General features: G+C 61.4%; 15 protein-coding genes. 11 read left to right on the forward strand and 4 right to left on the reverse strand.

Features of this window, described 5'->3' with window-relative positions; genetic code table 11:
- Positions 1-9 precede the first annotated feature (9 nt).
- From QN358_RS10900 to QN358_RS10920, 5 genes are all read left to right on the forward strand, one after another.
- Positions 10-3,336 carry a DUF5107 domain-containing protein gene (locus tag QN358_RS10900; RefSeq protein ID WP_323512364.1) on the forward strand — a complete coding sequence of 1,109 codons (3,327 nt, stop codon included), beginning with the start codon at positions 10-12 and terminating at the stop codon, positions 3,334-3,336.
- Positions 3,333-4,373 carry a substrate-binding domain-containing protein gene (locus QN358_RS10905; RefSeq protein ID WP_323512365.1) on the forward strand — a complete coding sequence of 347 codons (1,041 nt, stop codon included), beginning with the start codon at positions 3,333-3,335 and terminating at the stop codon, positions 4,371-4,373. The genes QN358_RS10900 and QN358_RS10905 overlap by 4 nt, the downstream gene beginning before the upstream one ends.
- 84 nt (positions 4,374-4,457) lie before the next feature.
- Positions 4,458-5,972 carry a sugar ABC transporter ATP-binding protein gene (locus QN358_RS10910; protein ID WP_323512366.1) on the forward strand — a complete coding sequence of 505 codons (1,515 nt, stop codon included), beginning with the start codon at positions 4,458-4,460 and terminating at the stop codon, positions 5,970-5,972.
- On the forward strand, positions 5,969-7,015 hold the full coding sequence (locus tag QN358_RS10915) for an ABC transporter permease (protein ID WP_323512367.1): 1,047 nt from the start codon (positions 5,969-5,971) through the stop codon (positions 7,013-7,015). The genes QN358_RS10910 and QN358_RS10915 overlap by 4 nt, the downstream gene beginning before the upstream one ends.
- A gap of 16 nt (positions 7,016-7,031) precedes the next feature.
- The gene (locus QN358_RS10920) at positions 7,032-7,778 is read left to right on the forward strand and encodes a hypothetical protein (RefSeq protein ID WP_323512368.1); all 747 of its coding nucleotides are present in this window, start codon (positions 7,032-7,034) and stop codon (positions 7,776-7,778) included.
- A gap of 664 nt (positions 7,779-8,442) precedes the next feature.
- On the opposite strand, the gene QN358_RS10925 is transcribed toward QN358_RS10920, so the two are convergent.
- From QN358_RS10925 to QN358_RS10940, 4 genes are all read right to left on the reverse strand, one after another.
- The gene (locus QN358_RS10925; protein WP_323512369.1) at positions 8,443-9,483 is read right to left on the reverse strand and encodes an ABC transporter permease; all 1,041 of its coding nucleotides are present in this window, start codon (positions 9,481-9,483) and stop codon (positions 8,443-8,445) included.
- Positions 9,480-10,241 carry an ATP-binding cassette domain-containing protein gene (locus tag QN358_RS10930; RefSeq protein WP_416351980.1) on the reverse strand — a complete coding sequence of 254 codons (762 nt, stop codon included), beginning with the start codon at positions 10,239-10,241 and terminating at the stop codon, positions 9,480-9,482. The genes QN358_RS10925 and QN358_RS10930 overlap by 4 nt, the downstream gene beginning before the upstream one ends.
- Positions 10,242-10,372: 131 nt before the next feature.
- Positions 10,373-11,377 carry an ABC transporter substrate-binding protein gene (locus QN358_RS10935; protein ID WP_323512370.1) on the reverse strand — a complete coding sequence of 335 codons (1,005 nt, stop codon included), beginning with the start codon at positions 11,375-11,377 and terminating at the stop codon, positions 10,373-10,375.
- Between the two features lie 105 nt (positions 11,378-11,482).
- Positions 11,483-12,241: a DeoR/GlpR family DNA-binding transcription regulator gene (locus tag QN358_RS10940; protein WP_323512371.1), complete on the reverse strand. Its 759-nt coding sequence runs from the start codon at positions 12,239-12,241 to the stop codon at positions 11,483-11,485.
- Between the two features lie 439 nt (positions 12,242-12,680).
- Between QN358_RS10940 and QN358_RS10945 the strand changes: the two genes are divergently transcribed.
- From QN358_RS10945 to QN358_RS10970, 6 genes are all read left to right on the forward strand, one after another.
- Positions 12,681-14,309: a fucose isomerase gene (locus QN358_RS10945; RefSeq protein ID WP_323512372.1), complete on the forward strand. Its 1,629-nt coding sequence runs from the start codon at positions 12,681-12,683 to the stop codon at positions 14,307-14,309.
- A complete protein-coding gene (locus QN358_RS10950) occupies positions 14,309-15,088 on the forward strand; it encodes a class II aldolase/adducin family protein (RefSeq protein ID WP_323512373.1) in 780 nt (259 codons plus the stop codon). Before QN358_RS10945 ends, QN358_RS10950 begins: the two co-directional genes overlap by 1 nt.
- Positions 15,089-15,135: 47 nt before the next feature.
- Entirely contained in the window at positions 15,136-17,166 is a 2,031-nt protein-coding gene (locus QN358_RS10955; protein ID WP_323512374.1) for a bifunctional aldolase/short-chain dehydrogenase, read from the forward strand.
- Positions 17,163-18,578: a rhamnulokinase family protein gene (locus tag QN358_RS10960; RefSeq protein ID WP_323512375.1), complete on the forward strand. Its 1,416-nt coding sequence runs from the start codon at positions 17,163-17,165 to the stop codon at positions 18,576-18,578. The genes QN358_RS10955 and QN358_RS10960 overlap by 4 nt, the downstream gene beginning before the upstream one ends.
- Before the next feature lie 152 nt (positions 18,579-18,730).
- The gene (locus QN358_RS10965) at positions 18,731-19,099 is read left to right on the forward strand and encodes an FCD domain-containing protein (protein WP_323512376.1); all 369 of its coding nucleotides are present in this window, start codon (positions 18,731-18,733) and stop codon (positions 19,097-19,099) included.
- Positions 19,100-19,120: 21 nt separating this feature from the next.
- A partial coding sequence (locus tag QN358_RS10970) for an IS30 family transposase (RefSeq protein WP_323512377.1) occupies positions 19,121-19,979 on the forward strand: 859 nt, incomplete at its 3' end.

Below are 19,979 nucleotides of genomic sequence, written 5' to 3' on the forward strand. Positions count from 1 at the left end.
CGTAAGACCATGCTCAATGCCGAGAAAGAACCCGCGACGCAACACATCGCCGATCTGCAGGCCGCCACGGCAACCTCGACTCTTCAACTTCCGCCGGTTCCGGCCGAGTTCGCCGCTGACGCGGTTGCTTCGTGGTCTGAACCGCTGATCATCGATTCGTACCTGCCCGTTCAGCCAGATAACTACCCGGCGTTCCTCGAAACGCGGGTGTACCAAGGCTCGTCGGGTCGGGTATTCCCGCTGCCGTTTCATGAGCGCATCGAGCAGGAGAAGCGTCCGCACGAGTGGGAAGCGATCCACCTCGAGAACGAATTTGTGCGACTGGTGATCCTTCCTGAGCTCGGCGGCCGCATTCACGTCGGCTACGACAAGACCATTGGCTACGACTTCTTCTACCGCAATAACGTGATCAAGCCCGCGCTGGTGGGGCTCGCTGGCCCGTGGATTGCTGGTGGTGTGGAGTTCAACTGGCCGCAGCACCACCGCCCGGGTACTTTCTTGCCGACTGACTGGAGCATCGAGCGCGAGCCGGATGGTTCGGTTACCGTGTGGTGCAGCGATCACGACCCCCTCACTCGCATGAAGGGGATGCACGGCATCCGCTTGAGCCCGCATTCCAGCGTGATCGAGGTGCGTGTTCGGCTCTACAACCGAACCGAGCAGACCCAGTCGTTCCTCTGGTGGGCAAACGTCGCCGCCGCAGTCAACGACGAGTACCAGTCGTTCTTTCCCACCGATGTTGACTTTGTTGCCGATCACGCGAAGCGCGCCGTCGCCACCTTCCCCCGTGTTCAGGGTCGCTATTACGGCGTCGACTACCCGTCGCAGGTCACCGATGTACGACCAGACGGCGACCGACTCGACTGGTACCGCAACATCCCCGTGCCGACCTCTTACATGGTTCTGAACACCGACGACGATTTCTTCGGTGGGTACGACCATGGAGTCGATGCCGGGTTCGTCTATTGGGCCGACCGCCGTTTCGCGCCAGGAAAAAAGCAGTGGACGTGGGGGAATGCGCCGTTCGGTTGGGCGTGGGATGCGAACCTCACCGACACCGACGGGCCGTACGTCGAGTTGATGGCTGGCGCGTACACCGACAACCAGCCCGACTTCTCGTGGATTGCTCCCGGCGAGACCAAGACCTTCAGCCAGTATTGGTATCCGATTCAGGGGATCGGGCCAGCCCATCGAGCGACACTGGAAGCCGCCGTTCATCTTGACGTAATGCCTCGGGGTGGAACGCGAATCGGAGTCGTAACCACCAGAAACTTCGACGAGATTTCCGTCGTCTGCGGGGGAGAGACCCAGAATGCAGCTGTTGGGCCCGGCCGGCCATTCATTGCGGAGTTCGCCTCGGGTACGTCTGTTGTCGTTCTCGACGGTGACACGGTGCTTGTCGAGTACAGCGTCGAGGTGCCCGCTGAACGAGCTGCGCCAGCCATTGCTGTTGAACCTCCTGAACCCGGCGCCATCATTTCCAGTGACGAGCTGTTTCTCACCGGTCAGTACCTCGATCAGTATCGCCACGCCACTCGGAGTCCGGTACCGTACTGGAGGGAGGCGCTTCGCCGGGATCCGGGTGACGCGCGGTGCAATGTCGCGCTGGCAACCCGCCTCGATCGAGCTGGCTTGTTCGTAGAGGCGGAGGCTCACCTGGGCGCGGCGATTGCTCGCCTGCTGACTTATGTGCCGAACCCAGCAGATGGCGAGGCGCACTATCGGCTCGGTATCACGCTTGTGCACCAAGGACGCGACTGTGAAGCTGCAGAAGCGCTGGCGAAGGCGCTATGGAACTCGGCCTGGCGTGTGCCTGCCGGATATGCGCTGGCCCGATTGCACGCCCGGGCGGGCAATCGTGAAGCAGCCCTTGAGGAGGCACGCGCAGTGCTCGCCCGTGACGCCCAGCACGCGCAGGCCATCGATCTGCTCGCAGCCCTCGGCGACACCCAGCGCCTCGCTGAGCACCTCCGCGCGGATCCGCTTGACCAGTGGGCTCGAGACATCGCAGGTCTGCCGATCTCCAATGACGCCCCCACCCTTCTTGACGTGGCCATCGAGTATGCCGGAATCGGAATGAATGCCGACGCTCTGCGCATTCTCGATCTCGCCGCGGCAGCGTCGGAGTCGACAGCGCCGGGCCAAGTGCAGGTTGCGCCGCTCATCCAGTACCACCGCGCGTTGCTGCTGTCAGAACCGGGAGACAAAGCCCGTGCCCGAGCGCGCGCGGCAACCGTCGATGCGCGCTTCTGCTTGCCATCGCGGCTTGAAGATGTCAGAGCCCTCGAAGAGGCCGGGCCAGCGGATGCTCGAGCTTCGTTGCTTCTCGGTAGTTGGTACTACGACCAGCGCAGATACCACGATGCGATCGCTGCGTGGACTCGCGCCGTGAGCTCGCAGCCTGACGCAGAGACGGCGACGATCGCACTGCGCAATCTCGGTATCGCAAATTACAACGTGCTGCACGACAGGTCGGCCGCGCAGCGGCACTTCGAGGCAGCTCGCGAACTGAGTCCTAACGACGCGAAGCTGCTCTACGAGTATGACCAGCTCCTCGCCCGAACGGGTACCGGATCTCCCGAACGGCTCGCGCTGTATGAGGCCCACCCCGCTCTGGTCGTACAGCGTGATGACCTTCTCGTCGAATACGCTCGGCTCCTGACCGACGAAGGGCGCGCCGCCGACGCACGCGACGTCATTTGCAGACACCGGTTCCAACCGTGGGAGGGTGGAGAGGGGCGGGTGCTCGCGGCGTGGGAGACGGCGATGAAAGCACTAGCTGTCATCGACCCAGACAACGCGGTGGATCACCTGCTGGATGCAATTTCTCCGCCGCAGACCATTGGTGAGGCCCGTCACTACTTGGCCAACGCCGCAGACCTCTACTGTCTGCTTGGTGATGCGTACGAGGCTCGAGCCGACCGCATCAGAGCGGCTCAGGCGTGGGAAGTCGCCGCCCGTTTCAGAGGTGACTTCCTTAACATGAGCGAATACCCGTACAGCGCACAGACCGTGTTTTCGGTGCGCGCCTTGCGCGCCTTGGGCCGCCATGCGCAGGCCGGGGAGTTGATTACGGGGTTCGCCGCATACGTCGATGAACTCAGCGTAACTCCGGCTAAAATCGACTATTTCGCCACCTCGCTGCCGACAATGCTGCTCTTTCACGATGATCTGCAGGAGGTACGCGACACTCTCGTCGCCGAACTCCGCACCCAGCTCACCGGGCTGATTCTGAGCCCGCGAGAACCGGTCGCGCTCCTCAGCGAGACCTTTGGCCAACACGCAGCGACGCTGTTGGCGACACCAAAAGAAGACCAGAAAAGGAACACACAGTGAATAAGAGAAGTGGACTGCGGCGTCGGGTCGGCGTCGTGGCGATTGTTGCCATGGCCGGCTTGCTGAGCCTGAGTGCTTGTACCTCCGGACAAGAGACCGCAACAGGGGTCGGTACTGCTGCTGCGACCAGCGGCAAGCCTTTGACTATCGCGTTCTTGCAGAAGCAGGGTGATCAGCAGTACTTCGTCGATGAGGCCACCGGCGCCAAGGCCGCGGCCGGGACGCTCGGGGACGTCAACATCAAGGTTGTCAACCTCGGCACCGACGCGAACAAGGCGATCAGCGAACTCGACTCGGTTATCGCCCAGGGCGTCGACGGTATCGTCATTGTCGTTCCCGACCAGCAGATCGGCCCGCAGGTCATCGCGGCTGCAAACGCCGCAGGTATTCCGATCATGGCTGCCGATGACGTCATTAAAGACGCCAGCGGAAAAGAGGCAGCCTTCACCGGCTTCGATGGCACCGCGATGGGCAAGCTGATCGGTGCTGAAGCTGCCAAGCTCTACACCGCAGCCGGTTGGACCGCAGCAGACACCCGCATCCTCTCGGCATACAAGGAAGACCTCACCGCCTGCGGTGACCGTGTCGCCGGCGCGGCTGCAGCCTTCACCGACGCTGTCGGTGCCGCTTCGCCGGCGGTCGTTAACATCGGTACCGACAACTCGGCAACCGACGCACAAGATAAGGCTGGAGCTGTCATCACGGCAAACGCCGGCGTGAAGCACTGGGTTGTCTGGGGGTGCAACGACGAGAGCGAGACCGGCGTGGTCACCGCGCTGCAGAACTCGGGCGTTGCGCCAGCAGACATCGCCGGTGTGGGCCTGGGTGCGTACCTGACATGCAAAGACTGGGCCGCTGGCCAGGTCACCGGAAACAAGTCGGCCCTGTTCATCTCGGGTGTCGAGGTCGGCAAGGCCGCGATCACCTCGATGGTCAACCAGCTCCGCAACGGAACCCCGATGCCGCCTAAGACGATTGCCAAGACGAAGATCGTCAACGCAGACAATTGGAAAGCCGAAGGCGTGGTCTGCACCTAGGTAGTACTTGGCTGGTTCGGGATGCGGCGATGCGCTGCGTCCCGAACCAGCCTTCGCACCCACCCCCGCAGTAGAGGTCTAACTATGGAGAAGCTCATGAGTGCAAAAGTGATGCTCGCGGCACGAGGCATCAGCAAGAATTTCGGGGCAGTGCGGGCGCTGCACGATGTCGACCTCGAACTTCGAGCCGGTGAGGTGACCGCCATCATGGGCGAGAACGGCGCCGGCAAGTCGACGCTGCTGAAAATCCTGACCGGCGACTATCAGCCCGATACCGGATCTCTGGAGCTTCATGGCTCGCCGGTACATTTCACCGATCCCCGCCATTCCCGACTTGCCGGCCTCCGAGTAATCGCTCAGGAGCCGGAAGTCATTCAGTGGGTCTCCGTCGCCGAGAACATCTACGTCGGCGCCCTTTCTGGTCGGGGCGTGCTCTACGACCGCAAAAGTCTCGTGGCCCAGGCGTGGCTAGACCTCAAAAAGTTCGGGTTCCACCAGCTCATCCGTCCCGAAGCCCTCGGAAGCTCGCTCTCGCCGGCGCAACGTCAGATCGTCGAGATCATGCGTGCGTTGGTCGACAAACCCACCGTGATCTGCTTCGATGAGCCCACCTCGTCTCTGGGCGAAGACGAATCAGCCATTCTCTTCACGCTGATCAAGCGTCTTCGCGAAGAAGGGGTGGCAATCGGCTACGTCTCTCACCGCATGCAGGAAATTTTCACGCTCGCCGACCGTATCACGGTGCTTCGTGACGGCGGATTGGTCGGAACCAAGTTGACAGCCGACACCGACCACAACGAGCTGGTGCGCATGATGGTCGGCCGTGACCTCTCCCAGTTCTTTCATCGAGAGACCGTCGAGCCCGGCGAGACAATCATCGAGCTGCGTGGCGTCACCAACTCAGAAGTCACCGACATCGACCTCACCGTTCGCGCAGGCGAAGTCGTCGGAATCGCCGGTCTTGTCGGCGCCGGCCGAAGCGAGTTGATGAAGACGATCGTCGGGGACCTTCAGGTCGACTCCGGCCAGATCTTCATTGCCGGTCATGCGGTGACATTCAACAGCCCCGCCGACTCTGTGGCGGCAGGCATCGGCTTCGCTCCCGAAGAACGCAAGGCCGAGGCGCTAATCCTGCAGCGCACCGTGCGCGACAATATCTCTCTGGCACGGCTCAAGCAATTGTCGCGCTGGATCTTTGTCAAAGCGCGGGAGGATCGCGAACTCGCCGATTCGTACATCACTCGGTTGCGCATCCGTACGCCGTCATCAGAGCAGCTCGTGGGCAAGCTATCGGGCGGCAACCAGCAGAAGGTCGTGCTTGCGCGGTGGCTCGCCACAAGCCCACGTCTGCTCGTGCTCGACGAGCCGACACGAGGCGTGGACGTCGGTGCGAAAGCCGAGATCTACGCGATCATCGACGAACTTGCTCACTCCGGCGTTGCGGTTCTCGTCGTATCGAGCGAACTCCCGGAGGTGCTCGGCCTCGCCGATCGCATCCTCGTGATGGCAGGCGGTCGAATTGTCGGCCAGATGAGCCGCCACGAAGCAACAGAAGAATCGATCCTCGCGTTGGCGATGGAAGAAACGGTAGTCGAATGACCTCGCAACGCGAAAGGAGCACCACGGTGCTCACAGACCAGCCCACCCCGGCAACAGAAGTTGCACCCGAAAACTGGTACCGCCGCATTGTGCGCGCCATCGGGGTGCAGAACATCTCGCTGCTCATGGCGATCGTGTTCCTGCTGCTGGTGATCGGATTGCAGAACCCGCTGTTCTTTACCGTCGGCAACCTGAGAGTCATCGGTACTGCGATCGCGATCTCAGGGCTGCTTGCCGTGGTGCAGACCATCGTCATCATCATGGGCGCCCTTGACATCTCGGTCGGCTCCATCGCGGGACTGACATCGGTCGCCTCTGCAATGATCTTCACCGTGGCCGGCCCGGCACTCGGCGTTGCCGGCGCGCTGGCGATCGGTATCGCCTGCGGGTTACTGAACGGCTGCATCATCGTGTTCGGCCGGGTCAACCCGGTGATCGCCACCCTCGCAACCCTCGCTGCTTACAAAGGGCTGGCGCAGTTAATTTCCGACGGCCGCGCTCAGGGGTACACCGGTGCCGACGGCTTCTTCGCGTTCCTGGCCCGCGGAACGGTGATCGGCGTGCCCGTGCTGATCTGGGTGCTTGTCATCGTCGCCGCGCTCGCGCACATCCTGCTCCGCTTCACCAGTATCGGCCGCAACATCTACGCGGTCGGCGGCAACGATATCGCCTCTCGCCTCGCCGGCATCAACATCAACCGCTACATCCTCGGCGTCTACATGCTTACCGGAGCCGTCGCGGCGATCGCCGGAATTCTCATCACCGCCCGAACCGGATCCGGCCAGCCTGTCTCTGGGTCTGAGGGCCTGGAGCTTGAGTCCATTACCGCAGCTGCCCTCGGTGGCGCCGCACTCAAGGGCGGCAAGGGAACGATAGCCGGCACCATCCTCGCGGTGATTCTATTGGGCATTCTCATCAACGGCATGACACTGCTTGGTGTCAACAGCTTCTGGCAGAACGTCGCGCAGGGTGCACTGCTTGTGCTCGCTGTCGTGATCCAGCAGCTCCGCTCGGGAGAGCGCCGCATCGGGCTCCCCGGCTAGTGCACAACGACGGACCATGGTTGACGTAGCGGGTGGAGGCATCCAGCTCGTGATCGACGTGCGGGATGGCGCACGAATCACGAGCCTGATCGCACACGACCGCGAATGGCTCGCACCAAGCAGGCCCAGAGAGGATGGCGAGTCATTCGTTGCCGCCGGCACCGGGGGGTGGGATGAGATCGCGCCAACCGTCGGCGCCTGCGTCCTCGCAGACGGTACAGAAATGCGCGATCACGGCGACGCCTGGCGCCAACCGTGGCACGTCGAAGGCAACACGATGAGCGTGTACCTTCCCACAGTCGGCGTGACACTGCACCGCACGATCTCCGCGACTCCGGTCGGACTACGATTTGACTACAAAGCGACCACCGAATCTGAATCGCCCGTGCCGTTCCTCTGGGCTCTGCACCCACTCTTCGATGCCACAGCTGGACTGCGAGTCGTCGCAACTGGCGCGCTTATTAACGACGAAGGTTCCCGCGTGAACTGGCCCTCGACCACAGAGAGAGGAACCGCGATCAAAGCCTTCGCGAGCGGTCTCGCTGTTGCCTCAGTCGTCACGCCAGATGGCCGCGCCCTCCATATGTCATGGAGCTTGCCCCATGTCGGCTTCTACTGGGACGACGGGGTCTACAGCGACGGACCGGTCATCGCAATCGAGCCCACCACTGGGCGCTCCGATTTCGCCAGTCAAGTGTGGGACCACTTGCCAACAGTCCGAGCCGGGCGGCCCCTCACCTGGTGGGTTGAAATCACCCCGTAGGACAACGCGGCGTGTGAGGAGGAACGACCCGAAAAGTCACACAGAGCATTTTGGGTTGTCAGAGCCAATGCGTCCGGGGCTGAAGCCGGCCCTCTCTGTCAGGCTGGTGTGAGACACCCCGCGGTTGTGGGGTAACCATTTGAGAGGGCGGGGAACGGATCATCGTGGAAGAATCATCAGTCCCGAGTGCCGGGGAGCTGGTGTCCGATCCCGGAGCGTTGCCGATGCGTCGGACGTATCCGGCGGAGTATCGGGCCAGGGTCCTCGCGGAGTACGAGGCCGCGCCTCATGGCCAGAAATCTGCTGTTCTGCGGCGTGAGGGGCTGTATCAGACGTTGGTCGCGGAGTGGGCGAAAGCCCGTGATGCTGAAGCGGCAGGGCTGACGTATCGGCGGGTTCGTAAGTCACGGTCCCTGGAGCAGTCCGGGGCTGGGCAGGCGGTGAAGTTGGAGGTCGAGAATGCCCGGTTGCGTAAGCAGCTCGAGCAGACCCAGGCCGCGTAATCCGTGGCGGGAAGCCCCGGTGGTACTGAGCCACACCACCACCGGGGCTCTTCCGCACAATCGGTGGGGCACAACCCCACGATCGGGTGGGGCTCAGACGCTCGAATACTCAGGCCACCACTCGGCGGGGCGATCCGCCACCGTGGCTACTACGGAGCCGGCTACTTGTCTCGAGATCGACGTCGAAGCTGATCGATGTACACCGCGATGACGAGCACAACGCCAACCGCGACCTGTTGCCAGAATGGAGGCACTCCGGAGATGACGAACCCGTTCTGCAGAATCGTGGGAATGAACACTCCGATTACGGTGCCGGCGATCGTCGCCCAACCTCCGAAGAGGCTAGTTCCGCCAAGAACTACCGCACTTATCGCTTGAAGGTTGTCAGTACTGTGACCGGCAATGCTCGTTGTGGCAAACCTCGCCAAGTTCAAAAATCCGGCCAGGCCAGCCAACGTGCCAGCAAGCACATAGATCTTTATGAGCTGGCGATCGACCTGGATGCCCGCCCGTCGGGCGCCTTCTTTGTTTGACCCAATCGCGAGCGTGTATTGACCGAATCGCGTCGAGCGCAGGCTTATCGCTGCCCATACCGTGACCACCGCGGCGATAACGACGATCCACGGGATCGTCGAAAAAAGCTGCCCCAGTCCTATTCCGCTTGTCAACGTTTCGGGCACGCCACTGAGGTCCGCTCCATTAGTAACAACCTGTGCGAGGCCTAGGGAGACGCCCAGGGTACCGAGGGTCGCGATCAAAGGAGGAATGTGAGCTTTTGCGACCAGAAGCCCGCTGATCGAGCCAAATATCGCTCCACAAGCCAATGATGTCGCTAGTCCGACAACGACGGCGCCCCACCCCTTACCTCCCATGGCAGACATAACTTCGGTAGAAATCACGCCGGAAAACACAAGCACACCACCAACGGAGAGGTCGATACCGCTGGTAGCTATAACGAATGTCGCCCCGACGGCGACGATGAGCAGGAGCGCCGCTTCAGTGAAAACTTCTCGCAGGTTGTAGGCCCCCAGGAAGGCTCCTGGATTCATCGCGCCGAAGACAATGATCAGGATTGCCAAAGCCGCCAGGAGATAGAGCATCGACGCTTGGCGGACGCCTCGAAGTCGCGCTCTCCAACCGGCAGGTGCGTTTTCGAGTGCAGAAATATTCGCGGCTTCTTGAGTTTTCATTGAATCGGTCATCGTTCCGTTTCCTCTTGCGCCAATGCGCCCGTCATGGCTGCCACAAGGTCGTCAACCGTCACTTCAGCGGCAGAGAATCGTGCGGTTCGACGCCCGAGTCTGAGCACTTCGATCCGGTCTGCAACTTCGATCACTTGCGGCATATTGTGACTCACAAGCACTACTGCCACGCCGCTATCTCTGACTTTTCGGATCAGATCGAGCACCCGAGCGGTCTGAACCACCCCCAGCGCCGCTGTGGGTTCATCCATGAACACCACTCGGCGCGCCCACATCACAGCTCGACAGATCGCCACGCTTTGCCTCTGACCCCCGGAAAGATTCGCCACGGGCGCGTTGACGTCGCGGAGATCAACACCTAAATCGGAGAGTGTTCGGACTGCCAAATCGCGCATGCCGCGCTTGTCAAGGAAACCCAGCTTGCCTAGAATCCCGGGTCGGGATAGTTCTCGACCGAGAAATAGGTTCGATGCGGGGCCCAGGTCTGGAGCGAGCGCAAGATCCTGATACACGACTTCGATGCCTTGGCGCTGCGCGTCGGCGGGCTCAGCGAACGTTACTTCGACACCGTCGACAAGTAATGAACCTCGATCTGGCTGGATCGCTCCTGACAGTAGCTTCACGAGAGTGCTCTTACCCGCCCCGTTGTCACCGATGAGTGCGACAACTTCACCTGGAAGTACTTGAAAGTTAGCTCCGCTTAGGGCCTCCACGTGCCCGAAAGTCTTCCCCAATGAACGAGCTTCAAGCAATGGCACAACTTGGCCTGGCGACGACTCAGTTTTTGCGAAGAGACTGGTATCCAATCTGTCCTCCTCTTTTATCGTGGGGGTGGGGCGCAGCCAACTTGACGACAGCGCGCCCCACACCAGTGGCTTTGATTTTTTTCTCAGCAGGAGGTCTTGTAGATGAACTGGTTGATGGACGGATCGCTCATGTTGTCCTTTGTCAAGTAAACGAATGGTGTGTTGACCACCGGTGTCGTCGAGTCTCCAGTCAGCGATTTCACCATTTGCTGCATCGCAATTTTGCCCATCGACAGCGGCTCTTGGACGACCAGGCCAGTCACCAGCCCACTCTGAACGTCGGCCAAAATCGGGTCAGAGGTGTCGAACCCGATGATCCCCAGTTTTCCGGAAAGGCCAGCGGTTTTCACCGCGACAGCGACCCCTTCGACTTCCTGAGTGCTCACCGCAAACACTGCATTCAGTTCAGGATGCGCTGCAATGACCGCACTCAGTTTTGCTGTCGCGGTTGCAGGTGTGCTCTCGCTGAACTGTGTGGGAAGGAGAGTAATGCCAGCAGACTTGGCGATCTCCGCCTCGAATCCCTTTTGACGGGCGTCCGTGGTTGAGATCCCGGGCGTTGCACCCATGACCATCACTGTGCCCTTCCCCCCGAGTTCTGCGACCACTTTTTGAGCCGCCAAAGCACCGCCGGCTGTGTTGTCCGAGCTCACGAAAGACTCTGCGAGAGACGAGTCGGCGGCTGTCGAATCTACGAACACCACCTTGATGCTGGCCTGCTTAGCTTGGGTGAGGGGCGGCACCATCGCCACGCCGGCCATCGGGGAAATAATGATGCCGTCCGGATGCTTTGCGATAACTGCATTGAGGATGGGGGTTTGTGCTTGCGGGCTGTAGTCAGCGCCCCCCTGGAAGGAGAAGGTGACCCCCTCTGCCTTCGCCTCTGCTTGAGCTCCGCAAGTCACGGAGGTGAAGAATGCGTTGCCGCTTACACCCTGAACGTAGACCACCGACTTCGCGGTCTCCGCTGATGTCGCTGACGGCGACGAGGTCGCTGCGCAACCCGTAAGCGCTAGGGCCACGAGAGCAACCCCAGTCACCGATACAGCGAATGGACGGTAAAAGTTACTTTTTACTGGATTGAACATGGCAGAACCTCTCCGTTGAGTGTGATTATGCAAATAGTAGCACGACATAACATTCAGTGGCATCGCCGAAGGTGATCAATTCGTTGGCGTTGTCGTGCCGTCGCGTCAGCAGATCTCGGGGATGCGCTCTCGGTACGTGTCGAGTCGCGGGTCGGCAGGGTTGAGTTCGGTCACCAGAACATCGATGCTTGAGAGCGGCAGCGACCGGAATCGAGCTCGGGTAGCGAACTTGCTGGAATCGACCGCCAATATGACCTTCTGTGCCGCTTCGACCATCGCGTGCTTGACTCCAACCTGCTCGAGGGTGAGCTCGCTGGTTCCGAAGACGGGGTCGATATTCATGGTCGAGAGAAAACACGCGTCGAGGGTGAACTGTTGAATGGACTGGATTGCCAGTGAACCTACGAGGCTGAGGTTGGTCTCTTCATGTTCCCCCCCGGTGAGGTAGGCCTTGATACCCGGCCTTTTGTATAGGGTCTGGAACGTGCTCAAGCCGTTAGAGATAGCCGAGATTCCGGTCGTTGTCAGTGCCTGGGCGAAGGCATAAACAGTGGTTGACGAGTCGAGGGCGATTGCCATGTTCGGTTCGACGAAAGCCAGCAACTTGGTGGAGATCGTCTGTTTCGCGGATGCATTCTGGTGCTGACGTTGCGAGAAGTCATCCTGTCCAACCGTGACGACGCCACCACGCACTCGGCGGCCAATTCCGGCAAGCACAAAGGCATCGAAGTCACGTCGGATGGTCATGGGGTGGACGTTCCACTGGGCGGCAACGTCGATCAAGTGGAGGGAGCCGCGCCGTTGCAGTTCCTGGACGATCGCCTCACGACGCGCTTCAGCATCGAGGGAACTGGCCACTGCCATCGAGATCCCCTCTCTGCCGACCCGGATTGACAAACGTTGTACTGCGTCTGTGCCTCATGCTACCTTCAATATTTAGTGGATTTAAATGTTACATTTAACAAGTAACAACATCGAAGATAAGAATCTGACCCTGAGGACGTGAACCGTACGTGACTACCGTTGTTGACCACCTCATCGCCCGCTCGAATCGCCTCGGTGCCGCCCTGCGCAACGCCATGTACGCGCGGGGAAATACGGCAGCGAGGGCCATCGAGACCGACACGCGCACAGATGCATCCAGCTTCCGTTGCCGATTTCCCGTAGTTCCCGTAGTTCCCGTAGTTCCCGTAGTTCCCGTAGTTCATCATCGGGCACTTAGCCAGCCCGCTGACAGTCAGATTTATTTTTTGGATTTTTCAGGAAAGTCGTCACGAAGGAGTCCCCATTGGCTGTGTATCTGATGCCCACTTTCGATGTGCCAACGACGGTGCCGCCACGCACGGCGTATCTAGTAGCGAGTGGCGACTTGCGCCATGCCGCCGATATCGCCGGCTGGGCGACCCAAGTTGAGACGGAGCGGGCGATCTCCGATGCGCTCGGTGAACTGGGATGGTCGGTGGTCAGGGGTCACGAGTTCGACCCGAAGGTCGGGCACGGTTTCATTTTCAGCCAGCGAATGGGGTTGGAAGTCTTCAAGCACATTCCTGCCGACGCTCCGCTGATTGTCGCCGAAACGATTTGGCAGTACAGCCACCACGTGCTGGCGGGCCTACGAACCCATCGTGGCCCGATCCTCACCGCCGCCAACTTCGCGGGTGATCGCCCTGGACTGGTGGGTATGCTCAATCTCAATGCGTGCCTCACCAAGATGGGGAAGCGTTACTCGAGCGTCTGGAGCGTCGACTTCACAGACCAGTGGGCACGCGATTCGATCGCCAGCTGGATCGCCACTGGTGAAATCCAACAGGACTCCTCGCACGTCCGAGATCTGAAACTCACCCAGGATTCGGCGGAACGATCTCTGGGTGAAGCCATTGCGCGCCAACTCCAAACCGACAAAGCGATTATTGGCGTGTTTGACGAGGGTTGTATGGGTATGTACAACGCCATCATCGAGGATGAGTTGCTGAATTCGCTCGGCATCTACAAGGAAAGGCTCTCCCAGAGCGCCCTGTACGCCGAAATGAGAAACATCAAGGACGAAGAAGCGGACGCGGTGCATAAATGGCTCCTCGAGCGAGGGATGACTTTCAAGCTGGGCGCTGATGAACGCACAGAGTTGACAGAATCGCAGTTGCGCGAGCAGTACAAGATGTACGTCGCAGCGTTGCGGATCAGCGATGACTTCGGTCTCGATGCCGTTGGAATCCAGTACCAACAGGGGCTCAGAGACTTAGTGCCCGCCTCTGATCTGGCAGAGGGGCTGCTGAACAACGTCGACCGCCCTCCGGTGACCAGCCGCGACGGAACGCGGGTGCTGCGCCCCGGTCAGGCGCTGCCTCATTTCAATGAGGTGGACGAAGGGGTCGCCGTTGATGCGCTGATTACCAACCGCGTGTGGACGGCAATGCATCTCGACCCGGCGACCACGCTGCATGACATCCGATGGGGGCGGCAATACGGAGATGACTTCGTCTGGGTGTTCGAGATTTCTGGATCAGTCCCGCCATCTCACTTCGCCAACGGGTACGCAGACACTGAAAGCTGGCGACAAGGCCCGGAGTACTTTCCCGCTGGCGGGGGAACCATCCGAGGCGTCTCGAAAGCGGGAGAGATTGTGTGGTCTCGGCTATTCATCGAAGCCGGTCAGCTCCACTTCGACATCGGCCGCGGACGCGCAATCGACCTGCCGACGCAGGAAACGGAACTTCGTTGGGCCGCCACCAATCCGGAATGGCCAATCATGCATGCCGTGTTGGATGGAGTCACTCGTGATCAGCTCATGGGCCGGCACAAAGCAAATCACGTGCAGGTTGTCTATGCGCCTGACGCCCACATGGCCGACAAAGCACTCCTTGCTAAAGCAGCGGCATTCGCTGCATTAGGCGTGAGTGTGCACTTGTGTGGCGACGTGGGGGAAGTTTTCTAATGGCGGAAGACCGCCTCGGCTATGGGAACCACCTCACAGCGCTGGTGCAGCTATCCAGAGAGGTGGGGCGCCCGGAGCGCGATCTCGTGATCCTGGCAGAGGGCAACACCTCGTTGAAGAGCGCTCCGGATCGTATGCTTGTCAAAGCCACGGGCGCTTCCCTCGCCGACGCGCAACCCAGCGACTTCGTCGAAGTAGACCTCACACAGTACCGAGCGCTCCTTGATGGAAACGAAATGGACGACGCCCCTCTCGCGGACGCCCTTCTTGCCGCGGTGACCCGAGGCAAGAAGCGTCCTTCCGTTGAGTCGCTACTCCACGCAGTGTGCCTTGAAGTCGATGACGTCACTGCCGTCGTTCACTCTCATCCGACCTCGGTCAACTCATTGTTGTGCTCAACGACACCCGAACTGTTAACGAGGGGAAGTGTGTTCCCAGACCAAGTCGTCGTGATCGGTCGCCACCCGATGTTGATCCCCTACATTGACCCGGGCCTTCCCCTTGCGCAATACGTTCGTACCGAGCTCGCTCGACACATTCATCAACACGGCGAGGCACCGCGAACAATCTTCCTGTCAAATCACGGAATGTTCGCGCTCGGAGCGACGCCGCTTGATGCTCTCCAGATTACGGAAATGGCAGTCAAATCGGCTCGCATCATATTAGGATCTGTCGCGGTCGGCGGACCGCGATTCCTTGAGGAAGAACAAGCGGAGCGCATTGACACTCGACCCGACGAATTGCTTCGGCGTCGCGTCCTCCTAGGCAACAATCACTAACGCCCTGTCCAGTTTTTGTCCGTCCAGCCTCAACATCAGAAGGAACCATGAGCACGGCATCCGACCTCGTTTCGCGCAGCAACCGCCTGGGCGCTGATCCGAAGAACACCAACTATGCGGGCGGCAACACCTCCGCCAAGGGCACCGAGACGGACCCGGTCACGGGTGAGGCGGTCGAGTTGCTCTGGGTCAAGGGATCCGGCGGCGACCTCGGCACCCTCACCGAGTCCGGCCTCGCGGTGCTGCGCCTCGACCGGATGCGCGCGCTCGTCGACGTCTACCCGGGCGTCGAGCGCGAGGACGAGATGGTCGCGGCCTTCGACTTCTGCCTGTTCGGCAAGGGTGGCGCTGCCCCGTCGATCGACACCGCCATGCACGGACTGGTCGACGCGAAGCACGTCGACCACCTGCACCCGGACTCGGGTATCGCCTTCGCCACCGCGAAAGACGGCGAGAAGCTCACGAAGAAGGCTTTCGGCGAGAAGGTCGTGTGGGTGCCCTGGCGTCGTCCGGGCTTCCAGCTCGGGCTCGACATCGCGGCGATCAAGGAGGTCAACCCGCAGGCGATCGGCTGCATCCTCGGCGGTCACGGGATCACCGCGTGGGGGAAGACGTCGAAGGAGTCGGAGGCGAACAGTCTCTGGATCATCGAGACGGCCGAGGCCTACCTCGACGCGCAAGGCAAGAAGGTGCCGTTCGGCCGGGAGGTCGCGAAGAACCGCGCGCTGCCCGCCGAGGAGCGTCGCGCCAAGGCTGCCGCGCTGGCACCGACCATCCGCGGGCTCGCCTCGCACGACAAGCCGATAGTCGGCCACTTCACCGACTCGGATGTGGTGCTCGACTTCCTGGCATCGGCCAACGCCCCGAAGCTCGCGGCGCTGGGCACGAGCTGCCCCGACCACTTCCTGCGCACCAAGGTGAAGCCGATGCTGCTGGATCTGCCGGCCGGGGCCTCGGTCGAGGCCTCGCTCGCGCGCCTGAAGGAGCTGCACGAGGAGTACCGCTCCGACTACACCTCCTACTACGAGCGCTACGCCACGGCCGACAGCCCCGCGATGCGGGGAGCGGACCCGCTGATCGTGCTCGTGCCGGGCGTCGGCATGTTCAGCTTCGGCGCGAACAAGCAAACCGCGCGCGTCGCCGGCGAGTTCTACGTGAACGCCATCAATGTGATGCGCGGCGCCGAGTCGATCTCGACGTACGCGCCGATCGACGAGCGCGAGAAGTTCCGGATCGAGTACTGGGCTCTCGAAGAAGCCAAACTGCAGCGGATGCCGAAGCCGAAGTCCCACGCGACGCGCGTCGCCCTCGTGACCGGGGCCGCATCCGGCATCGGCAAGGCGATCGCCAGCCGGCTCGCCGCCGACGGCGCGTGCGTGATCATCGCCGACCTCGACCTCGCCAAGGCGCAGGAGGCCGCCGCCGAAATCGGCAACAGCGACGTCGCGATCGGCGTGGCCGTGGACGTGACGGACGCCGAGGCCATCGCCCGCGGCGTGCAGGATGCCGTACTCGCGTTCGGCGGCATCGACATCGTCGTGAACAACGCCGGCGTGAGCTTGAGCAAGTCGCTGCTCGAGACCACCGAGCGCGACTGGGACTTCCAGCACGACATCATGGCCAAGGGCTCGTTCCTGGTCAGTAAGGCCACTGCGCCCGTTCTCATCGAGCAGGGCATGGGCGGCGACATGATCTACATCGCGTCGAAGAACTCGGTGTTCGCAGGCCCGAACAACATCGCCTACTCGGCGACGAAAGCCGACCAAGCCCACCAGGTTCGCCTGCTGGCCGTCGAGCTCGGCGAGCACGGCATCAAGGTCAACGGGATCAACCCTGACGGTGTGGTGCGCGGCTCAGGCATCTTCGCCAGCGGCTGGGGCACAAACCGGGCAAAGACCTATGGCATCGAGGAGGTCGACCTTGGCAAGTTCTATGCCCAGCGCACCATCCTCAAGCGCGAGGTACTTCCCGAGAACGTCGCGAATGCGGTGTCGGTGCTCACCGGACCGGACCTGTCGCACACCACCGGCCTGCACATCCCGGTCGACGCGGGTGTCGCCGCCGCGTTCCTGCGATGACCGCCGTCATCGCCGTGGATCTAGGCGCGACTAGTGGCCGCGTCATCCTCGGGTACGTCGATGGCAAGGGTCTGCGTTTAGAACATGTCGCTCGTTTTCCCAATATTCCCGTAGCAACTGCCGATGGCTTGCATTGGAACACCCTTGAACTGTTCAGTTCGGTGCAGAAAGGCCTGGCTGCGGCGACGACTATCGAGCCGGAAGCAATCAGCGTAGGAGTCGACAGTTGGGGCGTGGACTACGGGCTTTTGCGCGGGGGCAGGCTACTCGGAATCCCCTATCACTACCGAGACGACAGAACCATACGCGCAGTGAACCGCGTGCACGCAAAGGTCACGGAGGAGGCACTGTATCGCCGCAACGGAATCCAGAACCTTCCTATCAACACGATCTTTCAACTCCAGGCTGACGCCGACCACGGGTGGTTAGAGCTGGCAGATTCGTTTCTGATGACCCCGGATCTTTTCAACTATTGGCTGTCCGGGAGTCAAGTCGGCGAGAGGACGATTGCCTCAACGACTGGCCTTCTCGACCCGTTTCGCGGCGAGTGGGATTTTCCGCTGATCAAGTCAATGGGGTTTTCCGAGCGTCTATTCCCCGAGTTGGTGCCGGTCGGAACAGCTCTTGGCCCTGTTCTGCCGACGCCGGGAAGCAAATACGGTCCCGTCGTAACCACCATTGGGTCACACGACACAGCATCGGCCGTCGTCGCGATTCCATCGACTTCCGATGATTTTGTCTACATCTCCTGCGGCACTTGGGCGTTGGTCGGAGTTGAGACCCGGTCCCCCATCGTGACGCCCGCTGGCCAGATTGCAGGATTCACAAATGAAGGTGGGGTCGATGTTCGCAATCGCTTCCAGCACAACATGGTCGGCCTCTGGCTCCTCAGCGAATCGCTTCGAAAGTGGAAGGCGGAAGGATCCTCCGCCGAGTTGTCCGAGCTCCTCGGCGCCGCGAGTGGGATTCCTGGCCGGGTCGGTGTCTTCGACGTCCGTGACCCCCGCTTTCTTGCACCGGGCGATATGCCCAGCCGTATTGCCGATTGGTGCGAAGAACACGGCGAGCCGGTTCCTAGGACCGCTGCCGAGTTTGTCCGGAGCATCATCGAAAGCCTTGCGGCGGCGTTCGCAGTCGTCTCCCGCGAAGCCGCCGAGCTTTCCGGCGTAACCTGCACCGCTATCCACATCGTCGGTGGGGGCTCCCAGAACAAGCTGCTCTGCCAAAGGACCGCCGACCTCAGCGGACTACCCGTCATTGCGGGGCCGGTTGAAGCCACCGCGATCGGCAACATCCTAATCCAAGCGCGCGCGCACGGCGTGGTCAGCGGCACGCTTGAGGGATTGCGGTCCATCGTCTCCGCAGCAGTTCGGCCCGGAATGTATCGACCCGTTAGAGCGGCTGTAAGGTGACGGGTCCAAGTCGGGGGCGAACATCGAGGACCGTCTGGAAGCAGGGTCTGCGTGTGCCACAGGCGGGGCCGAGAGACCAACCATTGCCGTGTATCGAGGCGGGGTTCAGTTCTTAAGCCCAATCGAAATCGCCAAATCGACGAGGTATCAGCATGTCTTCTTCTGACGCCCTCGACGCGCACCGAGCCCTCCTCGAGCGTGGCCTCGTGGATGCGCCATTCGCACAGGAGGACATCGCCTTCCACCGCGAACTCGTCGCCAGGCAGTCGAGTCCGAGACTGGCCAGGATGCACGCGCTCCTGATGGGCGAGATCGAGCTGTGCATCGGGCAGGTGCAGGCGTACCACCTGCTCGCGGCGCGGGACGTGGCGGGTCAGCACCAGGGCATCCTCGATGCCATCAGTGCCGGAGACACCGCCCTCGCCGCACGGCTCACCCGCGAGCACATCGCCGGCACCGAGGAGTGGTTGCTCGCCCACTACGACTCGACCCACTCGGGGTCAGCTCACGATTCGGCATAAATGACACGGCGGGTTCGAGCAGTGATTGCACCACTTACCCTGTGGATGGTGTTGATCGATATGTCTGGACGGTTCTCTGAGCGGATGCTCCCTGACGTTGTTACGAAGCTCTGGGACCTCCGGGAGGCGGGGCGCACGGGCGAAGAAATCGCGGTCCTGTTGGGCTGGAAGAAGACTGCTGTGTTAGCCCACCTCGATGAGCACGGCGGGATCCGGCCGCGTTGGGGACGGAACCTGTCCGGCCGGTCGTTGTCGTTCGAGGAGCGGCAAGAGATCATGATCTGGAATGCACAACACCTCAGCATCCGGGAGATGGGGCGCCGGCTTGGCCGTTCGCATTCGACTGTTTCGAGGGAGCTCCGCCGAAACGTGGTGCCCAGAAACAGGTATCGGGCAACGACCGCGCACCGGATCGCGTTCGACGCTGCACGCCGACCCCGTCCCGGAAAGCTTGAGGCCGCTGGGCTGCTGCGTGATCAGGTGAAAGCCGGACTGAAGGGCAAGCTCTCGCCGGAGCAGATCTCTGGCCGTCTGCGAGTGGATTACCCGGACGATCTGTTGATGCGTGTGTCGCACGAAACCATCTACCGGGCACTGTATTCGCGGTCCCGGAATACCCTGACGCGTGGTGCTGTGAGTGCGGTCAGGACAGGCCGACGGGCTCGGAAGGCGCGCAGGAAGGCGACCGGTCGGGTAGGTCGGATCCAAAATATGACTCTGATCACTGATCGTCCCGCGATCGTGGAAGACCGGACAGTTCCTGGGGCGTGGGAGGGGGACCTGATCATCGGTAAAGCGAACAAGTCAGCGATCGGTACTCTCGTCGAGCGGAGTACCGGCACAGTGATGCTGCTGCACATCCCTGACGCGAAACACCGCG

The sequence above is a fragment of the Subtercola sp. RTI3 genome (genome assembly GCF_035018625.1).
Lineage (GTDB): Bacteria > Actinomycetota > Actinomycetes > Actinomycetales > Microbacteriaceae > Subtercola > Subtercola vilae.